At 52.1% G+C, this 26592-nt stretch carries 20 protein-coding genes, 1 tRNA gene and 1 riboswitch; of the genes, 5 read left to right on the plus strand and 16 right to left on the minus strand.

Annotated elements, in window-relative coordinates:
* Positions 1-38: 38 nt before the first annotated feature.
* From AAF564_02170 to AAF564_02180, 3 genes are all read right to left on the minus strand, one after another.
* A complete protein-coding gene (locus tag AAF564_02170) occupies positions 39-3284 on the minus strand; it encodes a DUF1553 domain-containing protein (protein ID MEM8484321.1) in 3246 nt (1081 codons plus the stop codon).
* A gap of 71 nt (positions 3285-3355) precedes the next feature.
* Positions 3356-3691 carry an L-rhamnose mutarotase gene (locus AAF564_02175; protein MEM8484322.1) on the minus strand — a complete coding sequence of 112 codons (336 nt, stop codon included), beginning with the start codon at positions 3689-3691 and terminating at the stop codon, positions 3356-3358.
* Positions 3692-4122: 431 nt separating this feature from the next.
* On the minus strand, positions 4123-5952 hold the full coding sequence (locus tag AAF564_02180) for a LamG-like jellyroll fold domain-containing protein (protein ID MEM8484323.1): 1830 nt from the start codon (positions 5950-5952) through the stop codon (positions 4123-4125).
* Positions 5953-6233: 281 nt separating this feature from the next.
* On the opposite strand from AAF564_02180, the gene AAF564_02185 reads away from it, so the two are divergent.
* The 3 genes from AAF564_02185 to AAF564_02195 are packed head-to-tail and all read left to right on the plus strand — an operon-like array spanning position 6234 to position 10029.
* Complete coding sequence (locus AAF564_02185; protein MEM8484324.1) at positions 6234-7043, plus strand: PDZ domain-containing protein; 810 nt, start codon at positions 6234-6236, stop codon at positions 7041-7043.
* A 34-nt stretch (positions 7044-7077) separates the two neighbouring features.
* Positions 7078-8559 (plus strand): ABC transporter permease, encoded by a 1482-nt coding sequence (locus AAF564_02190; GenBank protein MEM8484325.1) that lies wholly within the window; start codon positions 7078-7080, stop codon positions 8557-8559.
* A 42-nt stretch (positions 8560-8601) separates the two neighbouring features.
* Positions 8602-10029, plus strand: coding sequence for an ABC transporter permease subunit (locus AAF564_02195; GenBank protein MEM8484326.1), 1428 nt, complete (start codon positions 8602-8604; stop codon positions 10027-10029).
* 4 nt (positions 10030-10033) lie between these two features.
* Here AAF564_02195 and AAF564_02200 read toward each other — a convergent pair whose 3' ends face one another.
* The 11 genes from AAF564_02200 to AAF564_02250 all read right to left on the minus strand — a co-directional run bounded on the left by AAF564_02200 (position 10034) and on the right by AAF564_02250 (position 19397).
* A complete protein-coding gene (locus tag AAF564_02200) occupies positions 10034-10399 on the minus strand; it encodes a hypothetical protein (protein MEM8484327.1) in 366 nt (121 codons plus the stop codon).
* A 94-nt stretch (positions 10400-10493) separates the two neighbouring features.
* Positions 10494-11765: a hypothetical protein gene (locus tag AAF564_02205; GenBank protein ID MEM8484328.1), complete on the minus strand. Its 1272-nt coding sequence runs from the start codon at positions 11763-11765 to the stop codon at positions 10494-10496.
* Between the two features lie 31 nt (positions 11766-11796).
* Complete coding sequence (locus tag AAF564_02210) at positions 11797-12444, minus strand: hypothetical protein (GenBank protein MEM8484329.1); 648 nt, start codon at positions 12442-12444, stop codon at positions 11797-11799.
* Between the two features lie 440 nt (positions 12445-12884).
* Positions 12885-13271 (minus strand): VOC family protein, encoded by a 387-nt coding sequence (locus AAF564_02215; protein ID MEM8484330.1) that lies wholly within the window; start codon positions 13269-13271, stop codon positions 12885-12887.
* A gap of 85 nt (positions 13272-13356) precedes the next feature.
* Complete coding sequence (locus AAF564_02220; GenBank protein ID MEM8484331.1) at positions 13357-13995, minus strand: sigma-70 family RNA polymerase sigma factor; 639 nt, start codon at positions 13993-13995, stop codon at positions 13357-13359.
* Between the two features lie 136 nt (positions 13996-14131).
* Positions 14132-14207, minus strand: a tRNA-Gly gene (locus AAF564_02225).
* A gap of 47 nt (positions 14208-14254) precedes the next feature.
* Positions 14255-14782 carry a GNAT family N-acetyltransferase gene (locus tag AAF564_02230; GenBank protein ID MEM8484332.1) on the minus strand — a complete coding sequence of 176 codons (528 nt, stop codon included), beginning with the start codon at positions 14780-14782 and terminating at the stop codon, positions 14255-14257.
* Positions 14779-15855, minus strand: a complete 1077-nt coding sequence (gene asd, locus AAF564_02235) for an aspartate-semialdehyde dehydrogenase (protein MEM8484333.1) — start codon at positions 15853-15855, stop codon at positions 14779-14781. The genes AAF564_02230 and asd overlap by 4 nt, the downstream gene beginning before the upstream one ends.
* A gap of 105 nt (positions 15856-15960) precedes the next feature.
* Complete coding sequence (locus tag AAF564_02240) at positions 15961-16878, minus strand: aspartate kinase (protein ID MEM8484334.1); 918 nt, start codon at positions 16876-16878, stop codon at positions 15961-15963.
* Positions 16875-17945, minus strand: a complete 1071-nt coding sequence (gene metX / locus AAF564_02245) for a homoserine O-acetyltransferase (GenBank protein ID MEM8484335.1) — start codon at positions 17943-17945, stop codon at positions 16875-16877. Before metX ends, AAF564_02240 begins: the two co-directional genes overlap by 4 nt.
* Positions 17946-18074: 129 nt before the next feature.
* Positions 18075-19397 (minus strand): O-acetylhomoserine aminocarboxypropyltransferase/cysteine synthase, encoded by a 1323-nt coding sequence (locus tag AAF564_02250; protein MEM8484336.1) that lies wholly within the window; start codon positions 19395-19397, stop codon positions 18075-18077.
* Between the two features lie 178 nt (positions 19398-19575).
* Positions 19576-19698, minus strand: a riboswitch (SAM riboswitch).
* Positions 19699-19901: 203 nt separating this feature from the next.
* Here AAF564_02250 and AAF564_02255 point away from each other — a divergent pair.
* On the plus strand, positions 19902-22145 hold the full coding sequence (locus AAF564_02255) for a TOMM precursor leader peptide-binding protein (GenBank protein MEM8484337.1): 2244 nt from the start codon (positions 19902-19904) through the stop codon (positions 22143-22145).
* A gap of 198 nt (positions 22146-22343) precedes the next feature.
* Here AAF564_02255 and AAF564_02260 read toward each other — a convergent pair whose 3' ends face one another.
* Positions 22344-22979 carry a hypothetical protein gene (locus AAF564_02260; protein MEM8484338.1) on the minus strand — a complete coding sequence of 212 codons (636 nt, stop codon included), beginning with the start codon at positions 22977-22979 and terminating at the stop codon, positions 22344-22346.
* 355 nt (positions 22980-23334) lie between these two features.
* On the opposite strand from AAF564_02260, the gene AAF564_02265 reads away from it, so the two are divergent.
* Positions 23335-24918: a hypothetical protein gene (locus tag AAF564_02265; GenBank protein MEM8484339.1), complete on the plus strand. Its 1584-nt coding sequence runs from the start codon at positions 23335-23337 to the stop codon at positions 24916-24918.
* A gap of 11 nt (positions 24919-24929) precedes the next feature.
* Here the strand turns inward: AAF564_02265 and AAF564_02270 are convergent, their stop codons facing one another.
* On the minus strand, positions 24930-26327 hold the full coding sequence (locus AAF564_02270; protein ID MEM8484340.1) for an FAD-linked oxidase C-terminal domain-containing protein: 1398 nt from the start codon (positions 26325-26327) through the stop codon (positions 24930-24932).
* Positions 26328-26592: the final 265 nt, after the last annotated feature.

Consider the following 26592-nt stretch of genomic DNA (forward strand, 5'->3'; position numbering starts at 1 on the left):
TAAAGCAAGAAAAACCTGCTTAATTCGCCGGCCCAGGATCAGCTCCTCATTTTTGCTTCATCCATATTGAGCAACGTATTGGCAACAATGGTCAGGGCTGCCAATGCAGCCTGGTCCAGTTCATGGTTTATGGGGCTTTCACCTACGGACAGCAAAGCTGCAGCGCTTTCTTCATCAGTAGTAAAACGATTGTTTTCTTCCTGATAAAGTGAGCGCATGAGCCGCTTTTCGGTCCGATCGGGCAACCGGCTGGTTATCAGCCTGAAAACCCGCTGCAATTGCAAGTCTGCGTCCGCTTCGGCAAGCATCGCTTGCTCGGCCAATTGGCGAGAGGCCTCGATAATTTGCGGGTCGTTGAGGAGTACCAGAGACTGTAAAGGCGTGCTTGTTGTCTGGCGCTTTACAATGCATACGGTGCGCTCTGCCGCATCAAAAGTCAGCATGGCAGGCGGCGGAATGGTTCGCTTCCAGTAAGAGTAGAGGCTACGTCTGTACAGGTCCACCCCTTTACTCGGACGGTATTTGTTTTCTCCGATCTGGTTGGCGAGTTCTTTCCAGACCCCGGGGGGCTGATAGGGTTTAACCCAGTGTCCTCCTACTTTTTCTTCAAGCAGTCCACTCACGTGCAGCGCATTGTCTCGAATCATTTCTGCTGAAAACCGCTGCGCCGGCCCCCTTGCGAGCAATACATTGTCGGGATCGCTTTGATACCCTTCCTCTGTTATGCGTGCTGCCTGGCGGTAGGTGGCGGACAATACCATGTGCTTCATCAGGCGACGCGTATCCCAGCCATTTTCGCGGAAGTCCACCGCCAGCCAATCCAGCATAGCAGGATGTGAAGGCAGTGCGCCCTGGCTACCAAAATCCTCCGGTGTTGCAACAACACCGCGTCCAAAAAGCAGCATCCAGAATCTGTTTACAGCAACACGGGCCGTCAGCGGGTTGGCATCATCTGTAATCCACTGGGCCAATCCCAGCCTGTTTGGTGGCAGATCACTGGAAAACGCAAGGACTGCTTTGGGTGTACCAGCCGCTACCTCTTCTTCTTTGGCGTCGTAGGCGCCACGGGCCAGCACGTGGGTTGCACGGGGCGAGGCCATTTCTTCCATCACCATCACATACGGTAATTCTAAATGAATGGCGCGCAGGCTGTCGAGTCTTTGCCGGGCTGCAACAATAGCTGGTTGTTGCGCTGTGTAAAACGCATACAACAGCCTTGCAGCATCACCCTGGTTTGCTGAACCCGTCTGGCTAGCGAGTTGCGCCCTGACGTCCCTGCCGGCAAGGACTTGCACTTCCAGATCAGACAGGGTACGGTTGTATACCCTTACATCATCAATCAACCCATTAGCAAAACCTTGTAAACCGCCGTGCGGTGTGTTACGGGTGGTCCAGTTGCCGGCCAGCAGGTCGTTACCATTGAGCATGCTTCTGCGCGCGAGGCTGTCCTGCAAAACGGTTACAGGTGCAAGTACCCCGTCGACAAACAGGTTGACGCCTTTCGCTTGTCCGGACCCATCATACGTAAGGAAGACATGTGCCCACGCCTGCATGGGTACTATTGCTGTTGAAACCACTTCAATGCGTTCGCCCCCCTGATTGTGGATCAGGCTGGCTTTCAGGGTGCCGGCGGAAGTTAACGATAGCTGGTAGCCGCCCCGCTTTTGTTCTTCATTCCGCTTAACCAGTACTGTTGCTTCTTTTTCAAATGGTGCCGGGTACTGAATCCATGCTCCCAGAGAGAACCGATCAGCGTGATCAAAATCACCGACGTCTCCGAGGTTGATGTAGTTCTCACCATCAAACTGGATGCTTTGTCCCAGCCGGCCATTTGTAAGCTCAGGATCGGCCAGTACGTTGAGCAGGCGCGTATTAATTTTACCCATACGCGCGGCTGTGACGTTGTCTGGTGTTTCTCCAGCAACCAGCGTGTCAAACGGGTAGTGAGAAACCAGACCCACAGCAACCTCTCGGCCGAGATCAAACGTGGGCCACTCCGTGTCGAGCCATGTCTGAAATGCGTTATCTGGAGGCACAGCGCGCAGGGCATCGTATGTTGTTGTAGCATCAGCAGTCTCTTGTGCCAATGCTTCGATCTCTTCTTCCAACTGCACATCTTCCATCAACATATGTGGCTTCGGCGCAAGGTCGAAATAGTTGATCTGTCCACGCTCATCGATGCCATTGAAGAATGAAAACATCTGAAAGTATTCATTCTGCGAAATCGGATCATATTTGTGGTCGTGACAACGCGCGCATTCGACGGTTAGGCCTAACATAGCGGTTGCCATTGTATTGGTTCGATCCGCTACATATTCGGTTACGTATTCTTCGTTAACCACCCCGCCTTCCTGGGTAATCCCATGATTGCGGTTGAAACCGGTAGCCAGCTTCTGTTCATAGGTTGCATCGGGCAGCAGGTCGCCGGCAAGCTGCCAGGTAAGAAATTGGTCGTAGGGCAAATTGCTGTTGAAGGCCTCTATGACCCAATCGCGCCATGGCCACATGGTACGGGGTCGGTCATCCTGATAGCCATGAGAATCAGCATAGCGCGCCGCGTCAAGCCATACCGTGGCCATCCGTTCACCATAAGCAGGGGAAGCGAGTAGCGCGTCTACAACCTTTTCATATGCTTCCGGCGTATTGTCTGCAAGGAAGGCATCAAGTCCTTCCAATGTTGGTGGTAAACCTGTAAGGTCCAGTGATACGCGGCGCAGCCATTTTTCGCGGCTCTCTTCTGGTGCCGGCGATAAGCCATCGCGCTCCAACCGTGCCAGCACAAAATGATCTAATGGATGCTGCGGCCAGTCGGCATTTACCACGGCTGGCAAAGCAGCTTTTTCCGGTGGAATAAACGACCAATGTGTTTTCCATTCCGCCCCCTGAGCGATCCAGCGCTCAATAATTTGCTTTTCGGTATCGGAAAGAAAAAGCTTGGAGTCTGGATGCGGCATCCGTTCTTCCGGATCCGGGTGGTTGATGCGTGCGATGACTTCGCTCAATTCAGGATCGCCGGGTACAATGGCGAAGCGGGTGGCATCTCCTTCTAACGCGGCAAAAGCACCCGCAGGTGTATCGAGGCGCAGGCCGGCTTCACGCGACTGCTCATCGGGCCCGTGGCATTTAAAACACCGATCAGAAAGAATGGGCTTGACGTGAAAGTTGAAATCTACGCTGTCCGGTACCACCTCAGCAACGGGAGACGTTGCATCAGGTTGGCATCCAGCGACGGATACCATCAGCGCACAACCAAAAAACAGGCAAAGAGGGGTTAAAAGGCGCATCTGCATTCAAATTCGAGCGATTACACACTTGATATACTCGAATATAGGAGATGCTTGCCACAGCTACCACGTCATACCAAAGAAAACACTTCTTCCATGGCTGCCCACTTTTCATTCGGGCCGGCTTCAGGCACCGGTTCCTGGAGCGTAGTCATGATGTCTTCCCACTCCTGGCACTTGGGATGCAGGGCCAGGTATCGCGGGAAATCCACAGCCGGATCGAAGGTGTCTGTTACGTCAGCCAGCATAAAGAGCCGGCGCCCAAGCAGCCAAATCTTCATTTGAATGACGCCGACAGCCTGCAAGGCCTCCAGCACTTCAGGCCAGGCATTGGCATGATACGCTTTGTAAGCAGCCAGGACTTCCGGGTCGTCTTTCAGGTTTACGGTTAAGGCCAGTTGTTTCATCGTGCAGCACCATCAGGAGACTGGGGTAAAGGGAGTGCTGAGAATACTCAATCTCATCCGCAATTACACACCTGGTCGCCTACACCCCCACATCTCATTGCTTGATCAAGGGTGTTCAGAAACAACCAAGTAATCTCCTTTTTCCGAAAAGAAAGTGCGATGGACGTCCACCAAATGCGTGGCGGTGTGCGTTGGGGGCTTTTATCGAAGCGTTTTCCTGAATGAAGTTCAGGATGGCATGTGCGAATGGCAATAAAAGCGCGCGTTTTATTTGGTGGTGCCCTTTTTTTGGTTCGTTTTTTTGGGCAAGCAAAAAAATGAACGTACGCCATGCTAAACAGGCGGCAGCAGTTTTTATGCACAATATTTATTTGGTGCGCGGCAAGAAAACCGCGCACCAAATAAATATTATTGTGCTGAACTCCAGCGGATTATTTAACGAGGTATACCGCGTAGGTCTCTACAAAAGAAACGCCTTGCACGCGCACCAGGTAGCGTCCACTGGCGAGATGTCCGCTGTCGATGCGCACCTGATGCATGGTATTGGCAGAGGCCCATCCATCAAACGCCGTACTGATCTGCTGCCCGAGCAAGTTTACCAGCGTTACGGTTACCTGTTGGTCTTGCTGTACGCTAAAGGAAAGGCTTGTTTCCGGGTTGTACGGGTTTGGATACGGTGCCTCAATGAAGTACGGTCTTTCGAGCGTTGCAACGCGATGTACTTCTTTGCTCCAGGCAAAAGTGCCGTCAAAATCGACCTGCTTGATCCGGAATCCATGCCGGCCCGGTGCAGCGAGTGCTACGTTGAACGTGTATGCTTGCTGCTGCGTAGTTGTCCCTGCACCAGGTACCCAACCGATCCGTTCAAATGTGCGGTCTGCCGTACGGTGATACACTTCAAAGCCGGCGTTATTGGTCTCTGATGCGGTTGTCCATTTGACAGTAGCTTCGTCACCATTCATCACAACATCAAAATCAACCAGTTCAACGGGTAGCGTACCGCTATCAACGGTGCCGGGCGTGCCGAGGTCATCGCAAAGTGGACACTCGAGGTTGCTGTAGTTGCCGGCGCGTTCAAACGCTTCAATCCAGTTATCCCCATCATTGTTGTCATCTTCTGGCCCACCTGTGTAGAGCAGGGATGCCCCGTTTGGCGAAGGAAACGTCTCATCATCATCGTATTCAACGCGGTCAATCTCGGTCTCCTCCGCATTGAACAAAATGATCGCGTCCTCTTTGTTGCCAAGTGCCATGTTTGTGTACTGGTAATCACACCCTACATCACCATTCAGATCACGTTCTTCATTTTTGCACAGCATGAGTGTGTTGTGCGGCTGAATCGTGACGCCGGCCGCAATGGTGTGTGCGTCTGTACCAAGGTCTTGCAGGACCCAACCGCCTAAATCGATGGCATCATCCGTTACATTAAACAGCTCAAACCACTCGCCGGCAGAGTCATTGACGTCATCCGGGTTTTTCATGATTTCAGTGATGATTACAGAAGGCGCCAGCGGCTCTTCGTTAACAGGCAACTCAAACAAAGCCTCTACTTCTTCTGCGGAAAGGGCACGGTCGTAAATGCGGATATCATCTATACCACCCTGCCAGGGCAAAGAGTTCACCCCAAGGTCATAAGTACCAATTGCGGCACTGTAATCACCATTAACCATGGCCGGCCCACCCTCTCCGATAAACGTACCTGCTTCTGCTGTACCGTTTACGTAGATGACCATATCTGTGGCGCCACTGACAACCGCGGTTACATGCACCCATGTTTCTGGCTGCAACACGCTGGTACCAACAACGCCGCGCCGGCTCTGTGGGCCAGGCAGGCCGCCATCACCAAAAGAAACAGACGCCGTCCCGTCATCCAGGGTAGCCATCCAAAAGCCCGTGTATTGCGTAGCGTTATCGTTTGAAACAAAGATTTCGCGGACATCTTCTGTCAGCGCTTTGGGTTCGAGCCAAACAGAGATAGAAAAAGGTAGCGACAGGTTGGTGAATGCATTGCCTATAGAGACAAAGTCATCAATGCCGTCAAAATCGTAGGCGCTATCCGGATTGCCACCGCGATCAGCGCGCAATGCCAGTCCACCTGCCGGCTTGCCATGGTGGTTGTTGCCGCTTTCATCTTCAGTGTTGCTATTAAAGGGATAGTAGGCAATCAGCCCGGCTTCGATGTCTACTTGTGCATGCGCAAGAGGCGCTTTGAACAAAAATACAGCACAAAGTAACAGGAATAAAATGCGATAGGATTGCATGGTAGCTAGATAATTTGGCTAGAAAAGCGTGTGTGGGAATTGATCTGCGTCTATACAGCTTTTCGTCACAACAACGGCACAGGCTGAAACTGCTGCAGCCGTTTGTTATACATGGAGGAGACAGGTACCAGAGAGATTGCTGCGGGTAAAAAAATAGCATCTGGCTACAATAAACGTTTTTTACAACGCGTTATGTAAGCACAAAATGCACATGCGTCACCCTTAAATGTGCATCCAACAAGTATTAGACATCCTTTCATTTGAATTAAATTGCTACCATCATGTTTGCTATCACCCGGCACAGCATCCGTCCCTTCGTTATTGCCTTCCTCTTCCTCTTTTGCACAAGCCTTACAGCCGTTGCTCAAAATGAAACGGTAACCCAAAATGATTTTGTAATGCGTACCGGCGGTGCCAATATGGTTTTGCTTTCGGTAGCCGGCGGCGCCCTGATCGTTGAAGGAGAAGACGAGGCGCGCGTCACGCGGCATGTCACAACAAACAGCAGCGCGGATACGCCGAAATTTCAGGCCGGCGACAAGATTATCTATCTCAATGGAGAGCGTATAGAATCAGCATCCCAACTCCGTTCGCTGTACCAAGAGGTAGCCGTAGGAGACGAGGTAAAAATGGGCGTACAGCGCGGCGACACCAAGATGATCAAGACGTTCATCAAACCCGAACCCCAACAACGGTATGAAAGCGCAGACGGCAACCAGGTCGTCAACTTGAGCACATCAAACATGGCAGTTGGCAATATGGCGAACTACAAAAACATAACGATGTGGAGAGCCGGCTTCATTGTTGGCGAAGAAGATGGCCGCGTTCTAATTGGTGCCCCCCTCCCCATCAACGGCAAAGCAGAAGCCCTATCTGACCTGAAAGCCGGCGACGAATTACTCGCCATTAACGACACAAAAATCACCACTGCGAAGCAGGTTGAAAAAGTGTATGGCGCAATCAACGTGGGCGATGATGTCACAGTGGAATACAAAAGCGACGACAGCGTCGAGAAGGTTATGTTCAAAAAACCGGCTGCACCCAACATGCGCATGCGCATGGGGCCACGCCAGCGTGTCAGCCAACAGTAAGCAAGGTATTTCGCCACCCTCAGACCCCTAGACCATGTTTCGACTCCTGGTAGAAAAAGAGTTGCGCGACCTGCTTGGTACCCCGCGCTTTGTGCTCACGTTTGCCATATCTGCGCTCCTGATTATCCTTGCCTTCTTTATGGGGGCAAAAAACTACCAACTGATGGAGCAGCGGTACATATCTGCTCAACAGGAAAACAACCGGCAAATTGAATCGCTGACAACGGAGCAGTGGATGATGGTCTCGCCAACCATTTTTGTCCCACCAAGTGCGCTAGCAGCGCTGGTTTCAGGCGTTTCCAACGATATCGGACGCAGTGTCCCAATCCAGGGGCGCGGTGAACTGAACTTGGAGAACAGCTACTTCAGCGACAATACTTCCGCTGCTGTTTTCAGGCTACTCGACCTGGAGTTTGTCTTTACCATCGTATTCTCACTCTTTGCCATTCTCTTTTGCTACAACGCGGTGAATGGCGAAAAAGAACAGGGTACCTTACGGCTCCTTTTTTCAAACAGCCTGGCCCGCGACCAGTACATTCTCGGCAAAATTGCCGGCTCTTTTCTGGCGCTGGGCCTGCCCCTGCTTGTCCCGATTCTCATCGGCTGCCTGTTGTTTATGTTGATGGGCATTCCCATGACTGGTGACGACTGGATTCGGCTTGCCGGCATCATCGCTTGTGGCTTCCTCTTTTTCGGGGTTTTTGTGATGATTTCGATTTTTGTATCTGCGCTCACGGTCCGTTCATCTTCATCGTTTATTTTACTGCTGGTCATCTGGATTCTGACCATCCTCATTATCCCGAGGACGGCTGTGCTGTTTGCCGGTCGGGCCGTCGAGGTCCCGTCAGTGGATGAGATTTCGTATCAGAAGCGGCAATTGCAATCGCAGCTTGTGCAGGAAGACATGAAGGCACTCGCCAAAGCCCTCGGCGGCGAAAGCGATGGCGGCAGCATCAGCTTTGAATTCAGGGAAGAGAGCACTTCACAGGAAGAGGCGCAGGAACGCATGGAAGAGCGCATGAACAAGTTCAGAGAAACACAGGAAGAGCTTGCAGATGCCCGCGAAGAAAAAATGGCTAACCTGAGCGAACGCCTTAACACAGAACGGTACAACCGGCAACGCATCCAGCAAAAATGGGCATTTGGCCTGTCCAGAATTTCGCCGGCTTCAGCCTTTACCCTTGCAATAACCAACCTCGCCGGCACCTCACTTGATGCAGAGGATCAATTTATGCAGGCGGCCAATGACTACCAGCAAGTATTCCGGACGTTTCAGGAAGAGAAAGCCGGCATGAGCGGTGGGGGCGGCTTTATGATTGTTATGCGGACCAATAACGAAAACGAACCGCCCCCTGAAGCCATCAAAATTAGTGAGGTGCCGGTGTTTGAATACGCGTCGCCCCGGTTGGCTTCTATTGCGCCATCGCTGTCACTCGACATCGGGCTGCTTGTCTTCTTCAACCTCTTCTTCTTTGCTGCCGCCTTTGTGGCGTTCCTGAAATACGACGTGCGCTAATCCGCACCATCGCCTGCCACCAACCTTGTAATACCCGGATCCATGTTTCTGACCCTAGTTGAAAAAGAGCTCAAGTACCTCCTGCTGAGCCCGAAATTCACCGCTACCTTCCTCGCCTGTACGATACTCACGCTACTCAGTATCCAGGCCGGCATCATGGAATACAACAACGGCCGGGCACAATACGACGCTGCTACGGCCCTCGTCAGCCAGGAACTGAATGAAGCAGAACGCTGGCATCAGGTTGGCGGACGCCAACGCGTATTTCGTGAGCCCAAGCCGGTTCAAATTTTCGTTTCAGGTGTACATTTCGACATTGGCCGTTACTCCGTCATCAGTTCCTGGCAGGACATCAAACTGCGGCAAAGCGCCTATTCCATTGAGCCCCTTTTTGCGGTCTTCAGGGCTATCGACTTCCTGTTCATTGTCCAGGTCGTGTTATCTCTGCTAACCATTGTCTTCTCATACGACTTGATCTCTGGTGAAAAAGAATCAGGTACCCTCAGGCTTATGCTCTCGAATGCGGTACCCCGCACCACGTACATCGCAGCAAAATTGAGTGGCGCATGGTTGGGGCTAATGGTACCGCTGCTGATCCCGCTTGCGCTTGGCATATTGCTTATCCTCATTCAGCGCATTCCATTTACGCCAGATGATTGGCTGCATATTGCTGCCCTAGCCGGCTATGCTGCCCTATACCTGACAGCCTTTCTCAGCGTCGGCCTGCTGGTTTCTACCCTCACCCATCAATCCAACCTGTCTTTCCTGATCTTGCTGGTATTCTGGATATCGATGGTGCTCGTTATACCGCGCGGCGGTATGATGATCGCTTCACAGCTTTACGACGTCCCGTCAGCAACAGAGATAGAAAGCCAAAAAGAAGGGTTTGCCCAGGAGCAACGGACGCAGTTCTTTGAAAGGATTAGCGAAGCGGCCCGAGAGCGCAATCAGGCGACTGCTGGCATGACAGAAGAAGAAAGAGAACAATACAATGAGGACAATGAATGGGACCAGATGCTGGCCTCCGAAGATATGCAAAAGGATATGGACGAAGCCATCGCAGAGTACAACCGCAAGATTGACGAAGACGCCGCCAATAAAAGGCAAGAACAGCAGCGGTTTGGGTTTATGTTATCCCGTTTCTCTCCTGCCGCAGCGTTCCAACTTGCAGGTATGACCCTTGGGCAAACAGATATCGGTCTGAAGCAACGCTACCTGACCGCCCTATCGGAATACCGTAGCACTTTTCGCGCCTACATCGATGAAAAGAGTCCATCGGGCGGGATTGTTATGGGCGGCCAACCTTCGCCGGCAGATAAACCAGATCTGACAGACATGCCGCAGTTCACGGCGCCGGCGCTGGCGAGCCCTATAAGTCAAACCCTGCCAGATGCATTGATTCTGTTCCTGTTTGTCTCAGTAGCTACGGTGATGAGCTTTGTGACATTCAACCGCTATGATGTCCGGTAATGCACTAATTACCGAGCGTGGGGCGATAAAAAGCAAGTACAGCTTCTTCATCTAATTCGTCTGTAGCAGACATCGCAAGGCCTTTGATATCTGAATCGCGTACTTGCTGCATTATGCTATTGTACAAATCCATCGGGGTATCCATAGCAAACTTGAGTGATACATACACTTCCGTTTGCGCACTCAGTAGCCCCAGTTGGTCGTGGATTTCATTGAGCGCCACCGGATGCCCGGCCAGATAAATTTGCGCTGCTGAAACAACCTCCATTTTCACAACCGAAGCAACCGGATTTGTCAGAGAATCTGCCTGTTCACAGCTACTGAACAGAACGGCAAGCAACAGGAGATGTAGAAGCCAAATGTGTTTCATTATGTGCTCTTTGCTGGATGAGTGACCCAATCAAAAGACCCTTAACAGTGATTGAAGTTGCTATCAGAAGAAGTACTGCCAGGATAACGCACAATCAATTCCCGGACACACGCAGCGGCTCTGTCCAGTCATTAGAACCCATGCCGCCGATGTAATCTGCCGGCTCAAACCAGTCAAGGGCTGCAGCACCCGGATCTGCGGGATAGGCATTGCCCTGGCTGTTCAGCATAAAGTTGGGGGCCGCGAGGCTGAAGGGGTTTTGCATGAAGTTGTCAGTGCCCACTTCATTACGCGCTACATCATTGAGGAATAATTCGTTTTCTCCACAGCGGTTGGTGAAGTCACGGTCGTTTGAAGAAAAGTATGTATTGCGCATCAGGATGCTGCCATTTTCGATATACAAGCAGGATGCAGAATCATCAATCCAGAACCCTTTCTGCTTATGATTAAAGACAATGCCATTCACAAGCGTAGCAGCTGTACCTAATGTCAGCTTTATCCCGTCGCGGCCCACCGACCGATCAGGAGATCCCATCAAGGAAAAATTGTAAACGGTGGGCCCGGAACGCGGTTCGAGGTCGAGGGATGCGTCCCAGGGTGTTACGTTGGTGCCGAAAACACCCGAATCAGCCTGGTCATTACACTGCTGGGCAATCCAGAATTGCCCCCTGCCCTGCCAGCCATCATGCCAGGCGAACCCGTGTTCTGCCGCACAGGTCGATAAAGCATTACGCAGATCAACCGTACCCCCTACCATCGAAAAACCATTGTTACCGCTATTAACCGCATGTACGTGTTCCAAAATGGTCCGACTCCCTACACCGTGCAGGGCAAAACTGCCTGGATAATGTGTTGATGAGTCAACAGCAATTGCGCCGGCATTTTCTACAACTACGTACCGCAGTACGCCGCTGCTGTCTGCACTATTGGTGCCGCAGTACGCGCCCGTCTCAGCAAGGGGCATTGTATCCGTACCCGTATTGCAAGGGGCATCGCCATTGATTACAATACCGCCCCAGTCGCCCCGCCCGTCGTCATCTGATGTAAAGAGGATAGGGTCATCCGCTGTGCCGTCTGCGATCAGGAAAGCCCCTTTTGATACAATGAGCGATGCGCAAGAGCCGATCTCGTCCCGCCGGCACCCTTCGCTTTCAGCGATGATCTGCGTGCCCGGCTCAATGGTTAGGGTAACACCTGGTTGTATGACAGAATATCCGCGCATGTAGTACGGAGAAAGCCGCTCAAACAAGACAATGTCTTCGCGCACTTGCGATGGTACTGTTGGCAGCGGATCTCCCGGGAAGGTATTCAGATCACACCCCGCTACCAGCAAAACTAAAACCAAGAAAGAAAAACGATACATCATTCAGCGGGATAGAGGTTAGAGCTTCATGCCATTAAAGCTTCATACAGACGGCGCGCAGGCTATTGCCTTGTCCATTACAATCAAGGCTGAACCCGCCTTTGACACGCGCTTTGCCACGGGGAGACATGAACAGGGTGGTGATGGCGTTGACGGTGAGCGTAGCAATTGAAACCGCCATGGCTTTGGGGAAGATATCCTTCGCCTCGTCCCGTTTCTCGCGCCACAATTCAAGCTCTTCTCCCCGCAAGGTGTCCAGGTAGGTACTCCGGGCGTTGAGGGCTGCGTTTTTGGTTTTGAAGAACTGCACCCACAATGACGTTGCGTACCCCGTTGCTGCCAGCAATACAGCCGGCTCCGCAACACGCCACACACGCGTAAACGCACCAGGATTCCCGCCGCAAGACGACGCATACCGGTTGCGATAGATACTCTGGTATAGCCCGGGCACCAACGCCGCGTAATAGTGTGGCCGCTTTAGTTCAAGCTCCACTTCGTTGGTATTGAACTCAGATTGAAACCCATAGAGTTGGAACATGTGGATCCCAAAATCAACGTTGGCCTCGTAACTCTGTTGATCTCCATCGTCGATGGTTGGACGATATGGGGTGAGTTCGTGCCCATTGTAATGAAACGAGTATCCCGCGACAGACTCAACGGGCTTGCTCCAGGCAAGAGTCATGGTCTTGTGCTTGGCATCAACGACAGAACAAAGCGAAAATCCTTGAGCATTCGCCTGGTTTGTCCAGATACTGGCAAACAGAGGGATCACACAAAACAGCAGGCATGTGCGAATAAAGCGGCCATTCATGTATATAGAGGTGCAGGTTACCGGAAAGAGGGTCCAATTGCTCTTGTTGTTTCGTCTCACAAAGCACTGGACACTGAATGCATCACTGGTCAAATGCCCCTAAATAGGCCAAATTAATCCGTTCTTTTGATACGCAGGATGCCCTACCAGTATCGGACTGGCGACTTGAAAGTAAACTGGACGGTAAGGACTGATACCGCAGGGAATTAGTACCTATGTTCCGGCAAACGCAGGGTCACGGCTGCTATAAACAAAAAATGAACCCGCCAGCACACACCAACGGGTTCATTTTGCCTTGATTTATATCAACGCTATGCTTTTTCGCGCCGGCGCGGTGCATCAGCCGGCTGATACAGGCTAAGCACGTGCCCGTCCGGATCAACGAAATCAGCGGTCAATCCGCCGTCTGGCGCTTCACTCACTGGCACAACGATTTCAACATTCTGCTTCACAAGGGCTTCGACGAGGTCTTCGATACCGCCATCAAGCCCAAAAACGACAACTGGGCTCTGCCCTGGTGCTTCTTCTGCAGGAATAAACACAAGAATCAATGAGCCAGACTCTGCAGTCAGGAATGCACCTTCGTGGCCGGCGGTCTCCTGCATTTCCATGCCAAGCACGTTGCTGTAAAACTGACGCGTCTGCTCGAGGTCTTTTACAAAGAATACCAGGTTGGTAATCGGATAGGAAGTCAACATAAGTTTTTCAATTGTGTAGGTTAAACAGGATGGTTCTATCCTGTAGTTGCCGCCATTGTCAAATTTGTGAGCATGCCAGTGTACATCAGCCAAAAATAATTAAATGTCCGCTCGGATCGTGGGTCCCCATAGACACATCACTGTTCACGCCGGGAAATTTTAGGCGCCTGGCCAGTGCCCGACGGATAAGGCCCAGTGGCAGGTTTTCGTAACGCCCGCTCCGCTGCTGCCGGCTGGCATACGCAAGTCCAATTACCTCACGCCGCGCGTCATCAGACAGCGGGCCGAGCGCTTTACGGATCGACGTCAGGCGCTGCCGGAATGCTGTGTCAGAAAGTTTGAGGAGGAGGCAGATTTCCTGCTTGTTCAAGCCGTGCAGCGTCAGTACAGCAACACGTCGGGCCGCGGGTGGCAAGGCATCGAGAAATTGCCGGCGCGCCTGGCTATCAACATCTTTTTGCGTTTCATCAACCGCGGCATCTGGTTTGTCGCTGCTGTATGTAGTGTCTCGCTGTTTACGCCGCACTGCAGTTCTTGCTTGCTGTGTTGCAAGATTACGTAATACGCCGGCGATCCACTTGCGATCTGATGGCGCAGCAAAATCCGTCCGAGAGGCCTCTATGGCCACAATGAGGGCATCTTGCAGTAAATCTTCTGCCTCTTCAGCCACGCGGGCGTGGCGGCTTGCTATACGCAGCAAGGTGTTGTAGTCTTCACGGGTCATGCGTTTACTCCTGGAAATGCAACCATTAGCAAATACGTATACCGCATCCAGATGTGCAATGGTTACGCATATTTTCTTGCCGGGGCCAACACACTTGATGGGTATAAAAAAAGCCGATCAACAAATTGATCGGCTTTGGAGCGGAACACCGGGCTCGAACCGGCGACCTCAACCTTGGCAAGGTTGCGCTCTACCAACTGAGCTAGTTCCGCATTTTGGGTTGGGATCGGTAAAACCAAGAACAAAGATCAAGGTTCCGTTAAAATCCTATTCGTCGGGTTTCTTGTTTTTTCTCCAAATCAGGTTTCGGATTCAGGTCCATTGTGTAGGTCGAATAGAACGCAGAAGCCCCTTCTCGCTCCCAAAAAGCAATCCCTTTGGTATTGGCATTGAGAACGCGGAGGCGAACGCGTGCTGCCCCACATGCTTCTGCCCACGTTGTAACGCTTGCAAGTAGTTTCGTCCCAATCTCCTGCCCTCGTGCTTCCGGTATTACGTACACTTTATCTACATAAACTTCTGGCACCGGCGCAAAGACAGGCAATTCAACCATCCGGTGTGCCCTGATGTAACCTACCGGGCCATTGATGCCTGTGGCTACCACCATATGACAGGTTTTGTCCTCAAGCCAGTGCATGTAGTCGTTTTTCCAACGCACACCAGCATCATCAGACAAGACCAGTCGCGGATCCATCGCCTCGTGTTCATGCATGAGCGCCAGCCAGAATTCACAGAGGGTTTCAACATCAGCGGCTTGCGCCGGCCTCAACGTGATATGTTCTATCATACACCTACCGTTGCCGATACAGTTCTGGGTTTGAGGTAACCTTGCTTAACAAGCAATTCTGCGTTAAGTACTGCGCCACCAGCTGCGCCGCGGATGGTATTATGAGAAAGCACAATAAACTTCACATCGAGGACTTCGCAGGGCCGAACACGTCCAACCGTAACCGTCATCCCGTTGCCCAGGTTTGCGTGCCGGCGCGGCTGCGGGAAACGCGGATCGTCAAACCGTTTCACAAATTCGTCCGGCGCCGTGGGCAAGCCCAGGCCGGCCAGAGGAGACGCAAAATTATCAAAGGCCGCACTTACGGCGTCTGCCGACACCCGATTGCGAAATCGAATGGCAACGGTTTCCAAATGCCCATCCAGTACTGGCACCCGGTTGCACTGCGGACTCACTGCAAAAGCCGCCGGCGTAATGGCATCGTTTTCAAACCGGCCCAGCAGCTTCAGGGGTTCTGTAACCAGTTTGTCTTCTTCACCACCGATGTAAGGCACAACATTGCCCAGGATATCCAGCGATGAGACACCCGGATACCCGGCACCCGACAAAGCCTGCATCGTCGTAACCTGGACTGCATCTATTTCAAATGCGTCATATAGCGGCTTTAAGGCGCACACCAACCCAACCGTTGAGCAATTCGGATTGGTAACAATAAAACCGCCGCTGCCCCAGCGCTGGGTATGAATCAGCGCTGTATGCTCCGGGTTCACCTCTGGAATGAGCAGCGGTACCGTTTCATCCATGCGATAGTTTTTTGCATTGGAAATTACGGGATAGCCGGCGGTTGCAAATTGCTTTTCAAGCTCGCCTGCTACGCTCGAATCGAGGCCAGAGAATACAAAGTCACAATCAAACCCGGGCTTTGCCAGCTCAACGGTCTTGTTAGCCAGATGTGCTGGAATGGTAGTGGCACCAATCCAGTTTGTCGCCGCTGCATAAGGTTTACCGGCGGACCGCTCTGACGCAGCAAGTACCGTAACCTCAAACCAGGGATGGTTACCGAGAATTTGTACAAATTTTTGTCCTACGGCGCCAGTTGCACCGAGAATACCGACTTTTAATTTAGGGGTCATGGCTTATGTCTTCATTTGGCGCTGAACGATCTAGAAGTCGGAATGGGCAACCACACGATGGGTACCGATCCCGCAAAACAAGTGTCCCAAGCATGCTACATTACTTCAGCCTGTGCGGGCCAGTTTCTGGCATTTGGGCCGAATAACGGTTCCGGGCCAATCCAGGTGATCGATGCTCCGCACAAAGACTGGAATTTTTTCCGCCAACAGCGGGTCTAATGCCTTGCTGTGCATCCCCAGTTTGCCGGCCCGGTTGCTGGCAATTGTATCTTCAAGCACCAGTTCTTCAAACCGGACAGCGTGTTTATCGAGTCTCGGATCTTTGTTGTATATACCGTCAACGTCTGTCCACCGCTCCAGCCGTGAAGCCCCCAGGGATGCGGCAATCAGGGCAGCGGAGTAATCACTCCCGCCCCGCCCGAGCGTTGTGGTACGCCCATCAGGTGCACTGCCAACAAACCCTGTCACAACGGGAATGGCAGCCGTTTCAACCTTGTCGTACCAGGCATTAACCGCTGCCCTTGTCTGTACAAGATCAACAACAGCTTCGCCAAAACGATCATCCGTTTTTATCAGTTCCGCTGCATCGGTTGCGCAGCTCGACAGGCCGGCGTCATCAAGTGCAAGCGCAACGATGTGATGCGAAAGCCGTTCGCCGGCTGCCAACAAGGCATCTTTTCGCGCTGCACCGCCGCTACGATCAAATACGTCCATCTCCAGTGCTGCCAACAGCTGTTGCAGTTCAATATTATACAGGCGCTGGGCACGGAGACTCAGCACAGCCGCGGCGTGCAATTGGTGACGTTCCCGAAGCCAATCCAGGTGCGCATGACACACCTCTGATGGCAACGTTGCATCCGCCAATGCAACCAGCTTATTGGTAACGCCAGACAGGGCTGAAGCTATCACAACAACGCGATGCCGATCTGCAGCCAGGCGCTGTACAACCTGGATGGCACGACGAAATCGCTCCGGAGATCCAACAGAAGATCCTCCAAATTTAAGTACAACGGGGTGCTTCATGATGCGCAAGCTGCTATTGATTTTGTTGTTTGGTTTGGGTTCACGTGGTCCTTCATCCAGTTGCAAACCAGGATATTTAGCGCTTCGAGTTCTATCAGAAACGCGTCGTGGCCGTGCATAGAAGGCAGCAATACAAGGCTGGCCCCTGGTATGTATTGTGCCAGCTCTTCCTGTTCGGGTAGCGAATACAGCACGTCTGATTCGATACCAACAACAAGCGTTGGCTGTGTCAACTGACCAAGCACATCGGGATACGTACCTCTGCCGCGTGACACGTCGTGGCTGTCCATTTGCAGGGTAAGCTGGACATAGCAGTTTGCATCAAACCGATCGACAAGCTTGTCACCCTGGTATTGCAGATATGAGTTGACAGACAAGACTTCTTCGCCGGCGCTGTTGGTCATGCGGTTGCGTGCAAATCTTTGCCGGAAAGATGGCATCGAGCGATATGAAATCATCGCCATCATTCTGGCAGCAGCCAGGCCGGCCTCGGGTTCGTTGCCGGGGGTGTAATATCCTTTATTCCATTTAGGATCAGCAAAGATTGCCTGCCGCTGTGCTTCTCCCCATGCAATACACCAGGCCGAATGCCGGCCGCCAACTGCTATGGGTACCAGTGCGCGAACGAAGTCTTTATAATAGCCCCATTCAAGCACCTGCATTCCTCCCATCGATCCGCCAATCGCCATAGCCAACTGCTGCACACCGAGGTCTTCAAGCAGCAACTTGTGGATGGCTACTGTATCACGGATTGTAGCTGCGGGAAAATCAGCACTGTACGGCTGGCCCGTTGCAGGATGCGTAGACAAGGGTGATGCAGAGCCATAAGGTGATCCAAGCACGTTGGCTGCTACTACAAAATAGCGGTCGGTATCCAGCGCTTTGCCAGGCCCGAGCAATCCGCCCCACCAATCATCAACATGTGGATCACCGGTCAATGCGTGACAGACCATGATCGCGTTATCGCCGGCAGGATTGAGTTTACCCCAGGTCTTGTATTGCACGGGTGCCTGTTGTATAACGGCACCATTTTCAAACTGAAACTCAGGCGCAGTAAAAGTTTGCATTCGATTTGCTCGTTTTACGTCTATCGAACGAAAGGGTAGGCCCGCGGCGTACAGTAGGGACGCGGGCAATTCTCCCACGCCCCCGCTGCAACAACCATACAGAAAACCCCAGCATTGATGATCTTGAACCTATGCGGCAACCTTCGCGGCAGCCAATGCCTGCTCGAAATCACCTTTCAGATCATCGATATGTTCGATGCCTACAGATACGCGAATGAGATCAGCAGAAACACCGGAAGCTTCTTGCTCTTCGGCAGAAAGTTGCTGATGGGTGGTAGAGGATGGATGAATCACCAGCGTTTTAGCATCTCCAACGTTTGCCAGATGGCTCGCCAGTTTCACATTGTCGACAAAAGATTTGCCGGCAGCAGCGCCCCCTTTGATACCAAACGAAAGCACAGCGCCAAATCCGTTTTTCAGGTACTTCTTGGCATTGGCGTGGTAGGGATGTGATTCGAGGCCGGCATAGCTGACCCAGTCAACTTCGTCCTGTTCACCCAGCCATGTAGCAAGTTCTAGCGCATTGTCGCAGCTGCGCTGTACACGCAGCGATAAGGTTTCGAGCCCTTGCAAGAGCAAAAACGAACCAAACGGGTTCTGGCAAGGCCCCAGATCACGCAGTCCTTCTACCCGGGCGCGAATGATAAACGCCACGTTGGCGCCAAGCACGCCTTCAGGACCAAATACTTCCCAGAAATTGAGTCCGTGATAGCCAGGCGAAGGCTCGGTGAACACAGGGAATTTGCCGTTATCCCAAGGGAAGGTGCCGGCATCAATAATAACACCGCCGATGGTTGTGCCATGGCCGCCAATCCATTTGGTTGCGCTTTCCACAACGATATCTGCGCCGTGCTCGATAGGGCGACATAGATAGCCTGCAGCGCCAAACGTATTGTCGACAATCAGCGGCACGCCATTGGCTTTTGCAATGGCAGAAATGGCTTCAAAATCTGGCACATTGAACCGCGGGTTACCGATGGTTTCCACGTAGATGGCTTTGGTCTTGTTGTCGATTAGCCGCTCGATAGAGCTGGCATCATCTCCATTGGCAAACTTTACACGTATGCCCAACCGGGGTAGGGTCACTTTAAACTGATTGTAGGTCCCGCCATACAGGTAGCTTGCAGCAACAATGTTGTCGCCGGCTTCGGCGATATTTGTGATAGCAAGCAACTGTGCAGCCTGGCCGCTCGACGTTGCGAGTGCAGCAAGTCCTCCTTCCAATGCAGCAACGCGTTTTTCGAACACGTCGGTGGTAGGGTTCATGATGCGGGTATAAATGTTGCCAAACTCCTTCAACGCAAACAGGTTGGCGCCATGCTCAGCGTCGTTGAAGGTGAAGGAGGTTGTAGCGTAGATGGGTACCGCTCGGGCGTTGGTTGCCGAATCAGGATCCTGGCCGGCGTGCAGTTGGAGCGTTTCGTATCGGAGAGACTGTCCGTTGGTGCTCATGGAATCGTATGGTTTAGTGGTTTAGGGGGTCCTGACCATACATCCAGTGGACTGGCATTACATGCCGGGGAGCGTGGTGTGCAAAAAGCGGAAGGGCATAAAAAATCCCCTTCACGCTCAATGCGGAAGAGGCTCATTGGTATACTGGCTTGATAACCAGATCCGGTGGCTTCACTCCCGCCCATCTTACCTCTTGTTAAAAACTGAGGTAGGAAGTGGCACCTTCCCAATCTGAATAAATCAGGGTTGGCGGTTGCCAGGGCTTCGCAGGGCCTATTCCCTCCACCCTTCTGGATGAGCTGTCAGAAACATTGTTTCTTTCTTTACCTACCCCCTTTTTTAAAGCCTGTTCCTGTTGCCACATTATTTTTTTGCCAGCCATAGGCCCTGTCCATATTCTTTCGGGACCAAATAAATGCAATCTTGCAGATTTTGCCCGATCGGGTGGTCTGACTGCCGGTTGTTATGTATTTTAGAAAAACCGCAACTACATCCCCCATCTCTGTGCACATTCCCACATTCCGAGCCGACCTGGTAGTCAAGGTGATCGAAGGCCGCGGGGTTATCATCGTTTCTGAAAAAGACGAAGTAATCCTCCGGGGGAAAGCTGTTGAACTGGTAGCGGCAGCAATCGACGGAAAAAAAAGCGAGCAGGAGATCCTGGATCTACTCAGCCCAAGCCTGGGGGCACCAGCCATTCACTTTTGCCTGATAAAACTTGCTGAGGGCGGCTATATCGATACCCATCCCTCATCCATTCCTTTACCCCAGCGCATATTCTGGCAACAAGCCGGCGTTGATCCTGCACAGGCTTATCACAAACTGCAACACGCTGCAATTGGCCTCCAGGCCATCGGCGATGTCCCGACTGCAACCATTCGTGAAGCATTACAACGCCTGGATATAAAAACGGAAGACACCGGCCACTTAAACCTGGTACTTACCGACAACTACCTGTCCCCTGCATTGGCTTACTTGAATGAAACGTTCCTCGCGTCGCAACAGCCCTGGATGTTGGTTAAGCCTGTTGGTAGCCAGCTGTGGATTGGCCCACTCTTTTACCCACGGACTACGGGTTGCTGGGCGTGTCTGGAATCCAGACTTGTAGGCCAGCGCCCGTTGTATCAGCTTGCAGCCCATGATGATACAGCGTTGCCGGCGTTGACAGGCGATCGTTTTACGCTGCCCTCACAGGCGCAGGTAGCGGGTAACCTTGTGGCGATGGAAGTATTAAAATGGTTCGGGAAAGAAGCAGATCACGGTTTGAGCGGTGCTTTGCGCACCTATGATGTCCATACGAACGAAGCAGTTCTACACCCCCTTACACGCAGACCCCAGTGTCCTGCTTGTGGCAATCCTGCAACCGACACCCAGACATCCGCTGTACTTACGCTGCAATCCCAGAAAAAACGTGGACACGCGTCAAACGGATACCGCTTGCAGGAGCCTCGAAAAACGTATGAGGCTTATGCGCACCATATCAGCCCGATCACAGGCATCGTCAAACACGTAAGCCAGATCGAGGTGCCGGGCGAACAGGTACATGTATACAGCGCAAGTCACAATATGCGCCCCGTATCCAACCTGCCGGCCGACCTGCCCTCTCTCATTCGCGACCAAAGTGGCGGGAAAGGCATCACCCGGCAAGCTGCAAAAACCAGCGCCCTGTGCGAGGCACTCGAACGGTTTTCTGGCATTTACCAGGGGAATGAATCGCGTATACTGGCCACGTATCGAGAATTGGGAGAAGACGCGATTCATCCGAATGCGTGCATGTTGTTTAGTCCCGACCAGTATGCCAAAAGAGACGCCTGGCATGCCACCTGTGACCATCCTTTTCAGCATGTGCCCATACCCTTTGAAGCCGATACACCCATTGAATGGACACCGGTATGGTCGCTGACGCTGCAACGCATCCGCTACTTGCCCACCGCCTACTGTTATTTTAACTACAAAGGCCCCCATCCGGGCTTTTGCAAAGCGGATTCGAATGGCAATGCATCGGGCAACACACTCGAAGAGGCCGTCTTGCAGGGCTTAAATGAATTGGTAGAGCGCGACAGCGTGAGTATGTGGTGGTACAACAAGCTGAGCCGGCCGCAGGTAGACATCAGCACCTTTAATGTGCCATACGTTGAGGCCATGCAACGCTACTACAAACACCAAAACCGTGTTTTCTGGGTACTCGACCTGACAACCGACCTCAACATTCCGACATTCGCGGCCATTTCCAAACGCATAGACCGGCAGCCTGAAGACATCATTTTCGGCTTCGGCACCCACCAGCATGCCCCATCAGCACTGCAACGCGCCATCGCAGAAATGAACCAGTTGCTGCCTTTTGTTGCAAAGCGAAAACCAGATGGCTCAACCAACTACGCATATGATGGGGCGTTGGAAATGAAATGGTGGCAACAGGAAACCGTCGCGAAAAACACCTACCTCTTGCCCAATTCTGCTGAACTTCCTCGTACGCGTGCAAACTTCAAGCAGGCATTGTCTGATGACTTGCTCGACGACATTAACCAGGGTGTAAAACATGTCGGCAGCCTCGGCCTGGAAGTGCTCGTACTCAATCAAACGCGGCCGGATATCGGGCTACCAACAGTGAAAGTCATTGTACCGGGGCTCCGTATTTTCTGGAAGCGATTGGCCCCCGGCAGGTTGTACGATGTGCCCGTAAAACTCGGCTGGCTGGATTCCCCAATACAAGAGCAGGACCTGAACACCTTTCCTTTCTTTCTTTAGGTCCATCATTCAAGTACAAACTTGCAATTACACCAAAAAATAGCGCATTTACGTCATGAATAGCAGAGGGCGCGTGCCGTAGAATAGAGGGGGACGGTCGTTCATCGCAAAGTTAAATGTGACCCTAATGATGCGGTGTTCGGCCGTTCTATTTTTTTGTCCATAAACCACATCTAAGGACAAGGCCACTTCATGCGACTAGCGTCCCTGCCACGTCAAGACATACGCCGGCGGCACATTGGGTAACACTGCACGGCTCCGATGAAAAGGACCAAACCGGTCATCCATAGCGCGTCTAAATCGAACAGCAGAAGGCAGTGGAAAAGCGTGGACGTATTGAAAGGTTCGGAACACACATTGCGGCGTCATCAGGTGCTCAACATCTTCAATGATGTTATTTCGCACATCAGCCAACAGGGTCGCAAAGGGCAAACTCGACACGATCGCTCTCACCTCGCCCAGTCCTGAATCTTGGTGGATCTCGCTTGCGTCTTCTGCACTGCCATTTACAAAGTGCATATCGGGAAATCGTCGCTGCAACAATTCAACAAATGCCAACTCGCGTTCAATGCCAAGGTAGGCGGCGCCCTCGGGTAACATCAATCGAATTTTATCTGTAAAGGCGCCTGTACCTGGCCCGAGCTCAAGAAGGGTTTCGCCGGCCTGTAAATCGAGACCTGCTACCATCGCACGTGCAAGCTCTGGCGCGCTGGGCACAATTGCGCCGACGCTGCCTGGATTCCGTAAAAAAGCGCGCAAGAACTTGAAAAAATGCTGCCGATTTGCCTTTTGATCTGCCTCCAGCACTTCCACAACTGCCTCCAGTTTACCCATGGTATCGCCCTGCTTAATCCGTACAATCTGCCTTGTAGATGCTGGCTTTCAAAATTATGATAACACAATTTTACCGATAACAAAACTTGCATTTTATTTATCTACAAATTGAAAAATATGGCAGGCTTAATCCAAAAGTTGCAACACCTTAAATAAGTTGCGCCAATCTCCCATTGTTTGCCTCAGACTGATTGGTTATTTATAGCTCGGTATACCACACAAGATAAACAAGTATACACAGGGAATATTGTATCCGGTCAATTCCCTCACCCTGGCAGGTGTATATCATTCTTAGTTTTTTTCATACCACCACACCACGTTCCGTGGCTGCTGTGGTTATTTACAAGATTCACAAATGGGTACGAGAGCACTATTTCTAATCGCAGCCAGCCTAATCACCGGCACCGCCCTCATGGTCGGCATGTCGCGCCAGGCAACAACCAATGACGCTAAGGTTTCAGCATACCAGGAGGATGTATTGCTGAATCAAATTGCCAAATCGGCAGAAAGTCTTGTTATTGCGCAAGTCAAACGCGATTTCGATAATGCCCCATCGAACATCAATCACCATAACGTTGCCATGAAAGGCGGCCATTTCAGCGCATCAGCAACGTCAAATGGTGCAGATGAGGTTCTGGTTACCGTAACCGCCACCTATGGCGATATGGCACGGCAAATCACAACCACGTTGCAGCGCAGTGGTTCTTCAGGCACGATGGATGCAGCTTTGATGATTGATGCACCAAGCGCAAATGTATTGCTGACCGGCTTACAGTATTGCGTGATTGGCACCGATTACAATCCACCTTCTATCGGTGGTTCCTCACCCGGATTGCATGTTGGAGCTGTTATGGCAACTTCCAGTACCGTTCGCGATCAGATTAGAACAGCTATGGGTGCAACGCAGCACAACAACATTATCGGCATCAATGGCCCTGGTGACATCTACCACGACAACTTCGGCCTCGACGTTAACAAAATTTATAATGATGCGATCAGCAATGTATCTGATACGCATGATGGCAGCTCAATTTCAGGCGTTTATGGTACTGCCGCTGCGCCGGCCGTACTGCATGTAACCGGTGACGCTATCCTTGCTGGCAATCTCCAGGGCTACGGTGTACTCGTTGTCGATGGCGACCTTGATACGGCTGATGGCTCCCTGCAATGGGAAGGTGCAGTTATCGTCAACAAAGAAAGTGACCTGCTCTTTAGAATGGACGAATGGTCACGCGTTTTTGGTGGTGTAATCATCATGAATGGTTCGCGGGCCTTTAATATGCCTGGCAACGGCACACTCGACGTGACGTACTACGCTTCTAGCTCAACAATGAACTCTTCACTGGCAATCAAGCCTGTTGGCCAGAGCGTTGCAACCCTGTTTTCTTCGGGTGCAAACAGCAATAGCGATCAGACAACCAGTTGGAGCTCTGTATACGAGCTGGGGCAGCAGGTTAACTTCATGACAGAGACAACACCAGCCACGGGTGATGCATTCCATCGGATGGCGCGCCACAACGCACCTGAATATGTAAACCAGCCACACGCAAAGGTTCGTGCATTGGGCAGCGACAGCTGGGAAATTACATTTGAAACCGGCGTGGCAGACATGAGCGCAAGCGAAGCGATCGAAGCCGGCGTTGAAGAAGCAAACTGGGATTACAGCGACGAGAAAGTTGTGGTCAACTTCGTACCCGACGGCACCGTGCCTCCTGGCGACAACTCGCCAAATTGGAGCTCTACGTTTACGTACGATACGCCAATGTCAACCAGCGAATCATCTGCGCAGATTGAATTCCATGGCACCGGCACGATCATCTACAGCTCGGAAGCCATGGCGCGCCTCGCAAACATCCTTCCTTCCATGAACCAGGATGACACAATTGTGATTGCTGAACGCCACATGGAAAACCTGGACCATGCCAACCACGCCCCGTAAGGAGCCCGCGTTCAGGAAAGCGCAATTACTTTACCCGGGTTCATGATGTTGCCCGGATCAAGTGCAAGTTTAATGTTTTTCAAGAGGCCGAATGCGTCACCGTATTCGGCCTCTAAGTATTTACGCTTGCCGATGCCAACGCCGTGTTCACCGGTACAGGTACCGCCATATGACAAGGCCATGTTAACGAGGCGTTCGTGCAGCAGGCGCGCCTCCGCAATCTCTGCGTCATTTTCCGGATCTACAAGAAATTGCATGTGGAAATTTCCTTCACCAATGTGTCCAACCAGGGGCGCTATGATGCTGGATCTTGCAACATCGTCACGGACGGCTTGCACACACGCGTTTAGTTTGGACATCGGTACACACACATCACTCGACATCACCTGGCACCCCGGACGCAGCGCAATCGATGAATGGTAGGCATGGTGCCGCGCGTGCCACAGGCGCTCGCGCTCCGCCGGCGTTGCAGCTTGTTCAAAGCCGTCTCCGATTGCGTCAGGATTCACCGTTCGATCCGCCAGTTGCCGAAAAGCCCGGACCTGATCATCCACCTCTGAAGGGCTTCCGTTAAATTCAAGGAAAAGCGTGGGCTGCTCCGGGTACTGAAGATTTGAGTACAGATTCATGCCTTGCATCATCAGACCATCCAGCAATTCAATCCGGGCCATTCTGATGCCGGCGGCATGGGTTTTAATCACTACGTCAATCGCGCTTGAGATGTCGGGAAACCGAATTACTGCCGCCTCAATACGGGCAGGGATCCGCTGCATGCGCAGGGTGACTTCGGTAATTATCCCCAACGTGCCTTCAGATCCCACAAACAACCGCGTCAGGTCGTAGCCGGCTGCCGACTTCCGGGCCCGCGTGCCTGTTTCAATAATCTGACCATCTGCAAGCACTACTTTTAAGGAAACCACGTTCTCCCGCATCGTCCCATACCTGACAGCGTTTGTACCACTTGCGCGCGTCGCCGTCATCCCTCCCAACGTTGCATTGGCGCCTGGATCTACAGGAAAGAACATACCATCCGCAGCCAGCCTTTCGTTAAGCTGCAGCCGGCGTACGCCCCCCTGCACCGTGCAATCCATGTCGGCCACACTGACATTGAGGATTTTGTTCATCTGCGTAAGATCAACACTAACGCCGCCCCGGGTAGCGAGCACGCCGCCCTCAAGAGAAGATCCTGCACCAAAAGGAATAATAGGCACGCCGTGTTCACCGCACGTCTTTACAATCAACGCGACTTCTTCGTTCGATCGTGGAAAACAAACGGCTTCTGGGGCTGCCGGCCGGTGCCAGGAATAGTCCTTTCCGTGGGCCTGCAGAATATCAGTTGCTGTTGACACCTGCCCGGGCATGGCATCGCTGAGAATCGTGAGTACGCTGGTTATGGAGTTTGTTGCCATGAAACTAGAGATTAAGGTGGACGCCCTACCCTGCATAAAGCGCAGCACAATCATCTTTATCTGTGCCGGTAAAATATTTTTTGTATAGGGTAATATAAGCAGACTTCTCAAACGTGCTGCCCGGCGGAGTAAGCCACAAATCCGGCTTGCTTCGCGGTCCCACAGATGATAGTTTAGTTCAACGCTTCCCTTGAATAAATCCCGGATGGCATGACTTCCCGCTTATTAACACTTACCGCGCTGCTTCTAACCCTTTTTGCCGGCT

It is taken from the genome of Bacteroidota bacterium, assembly GCA_039111535.1.
GTDB lineage: Bacteria > Bacteroidota > Rhodothermia > Rhodothermales > JAHQVL01 > JBCCIM01.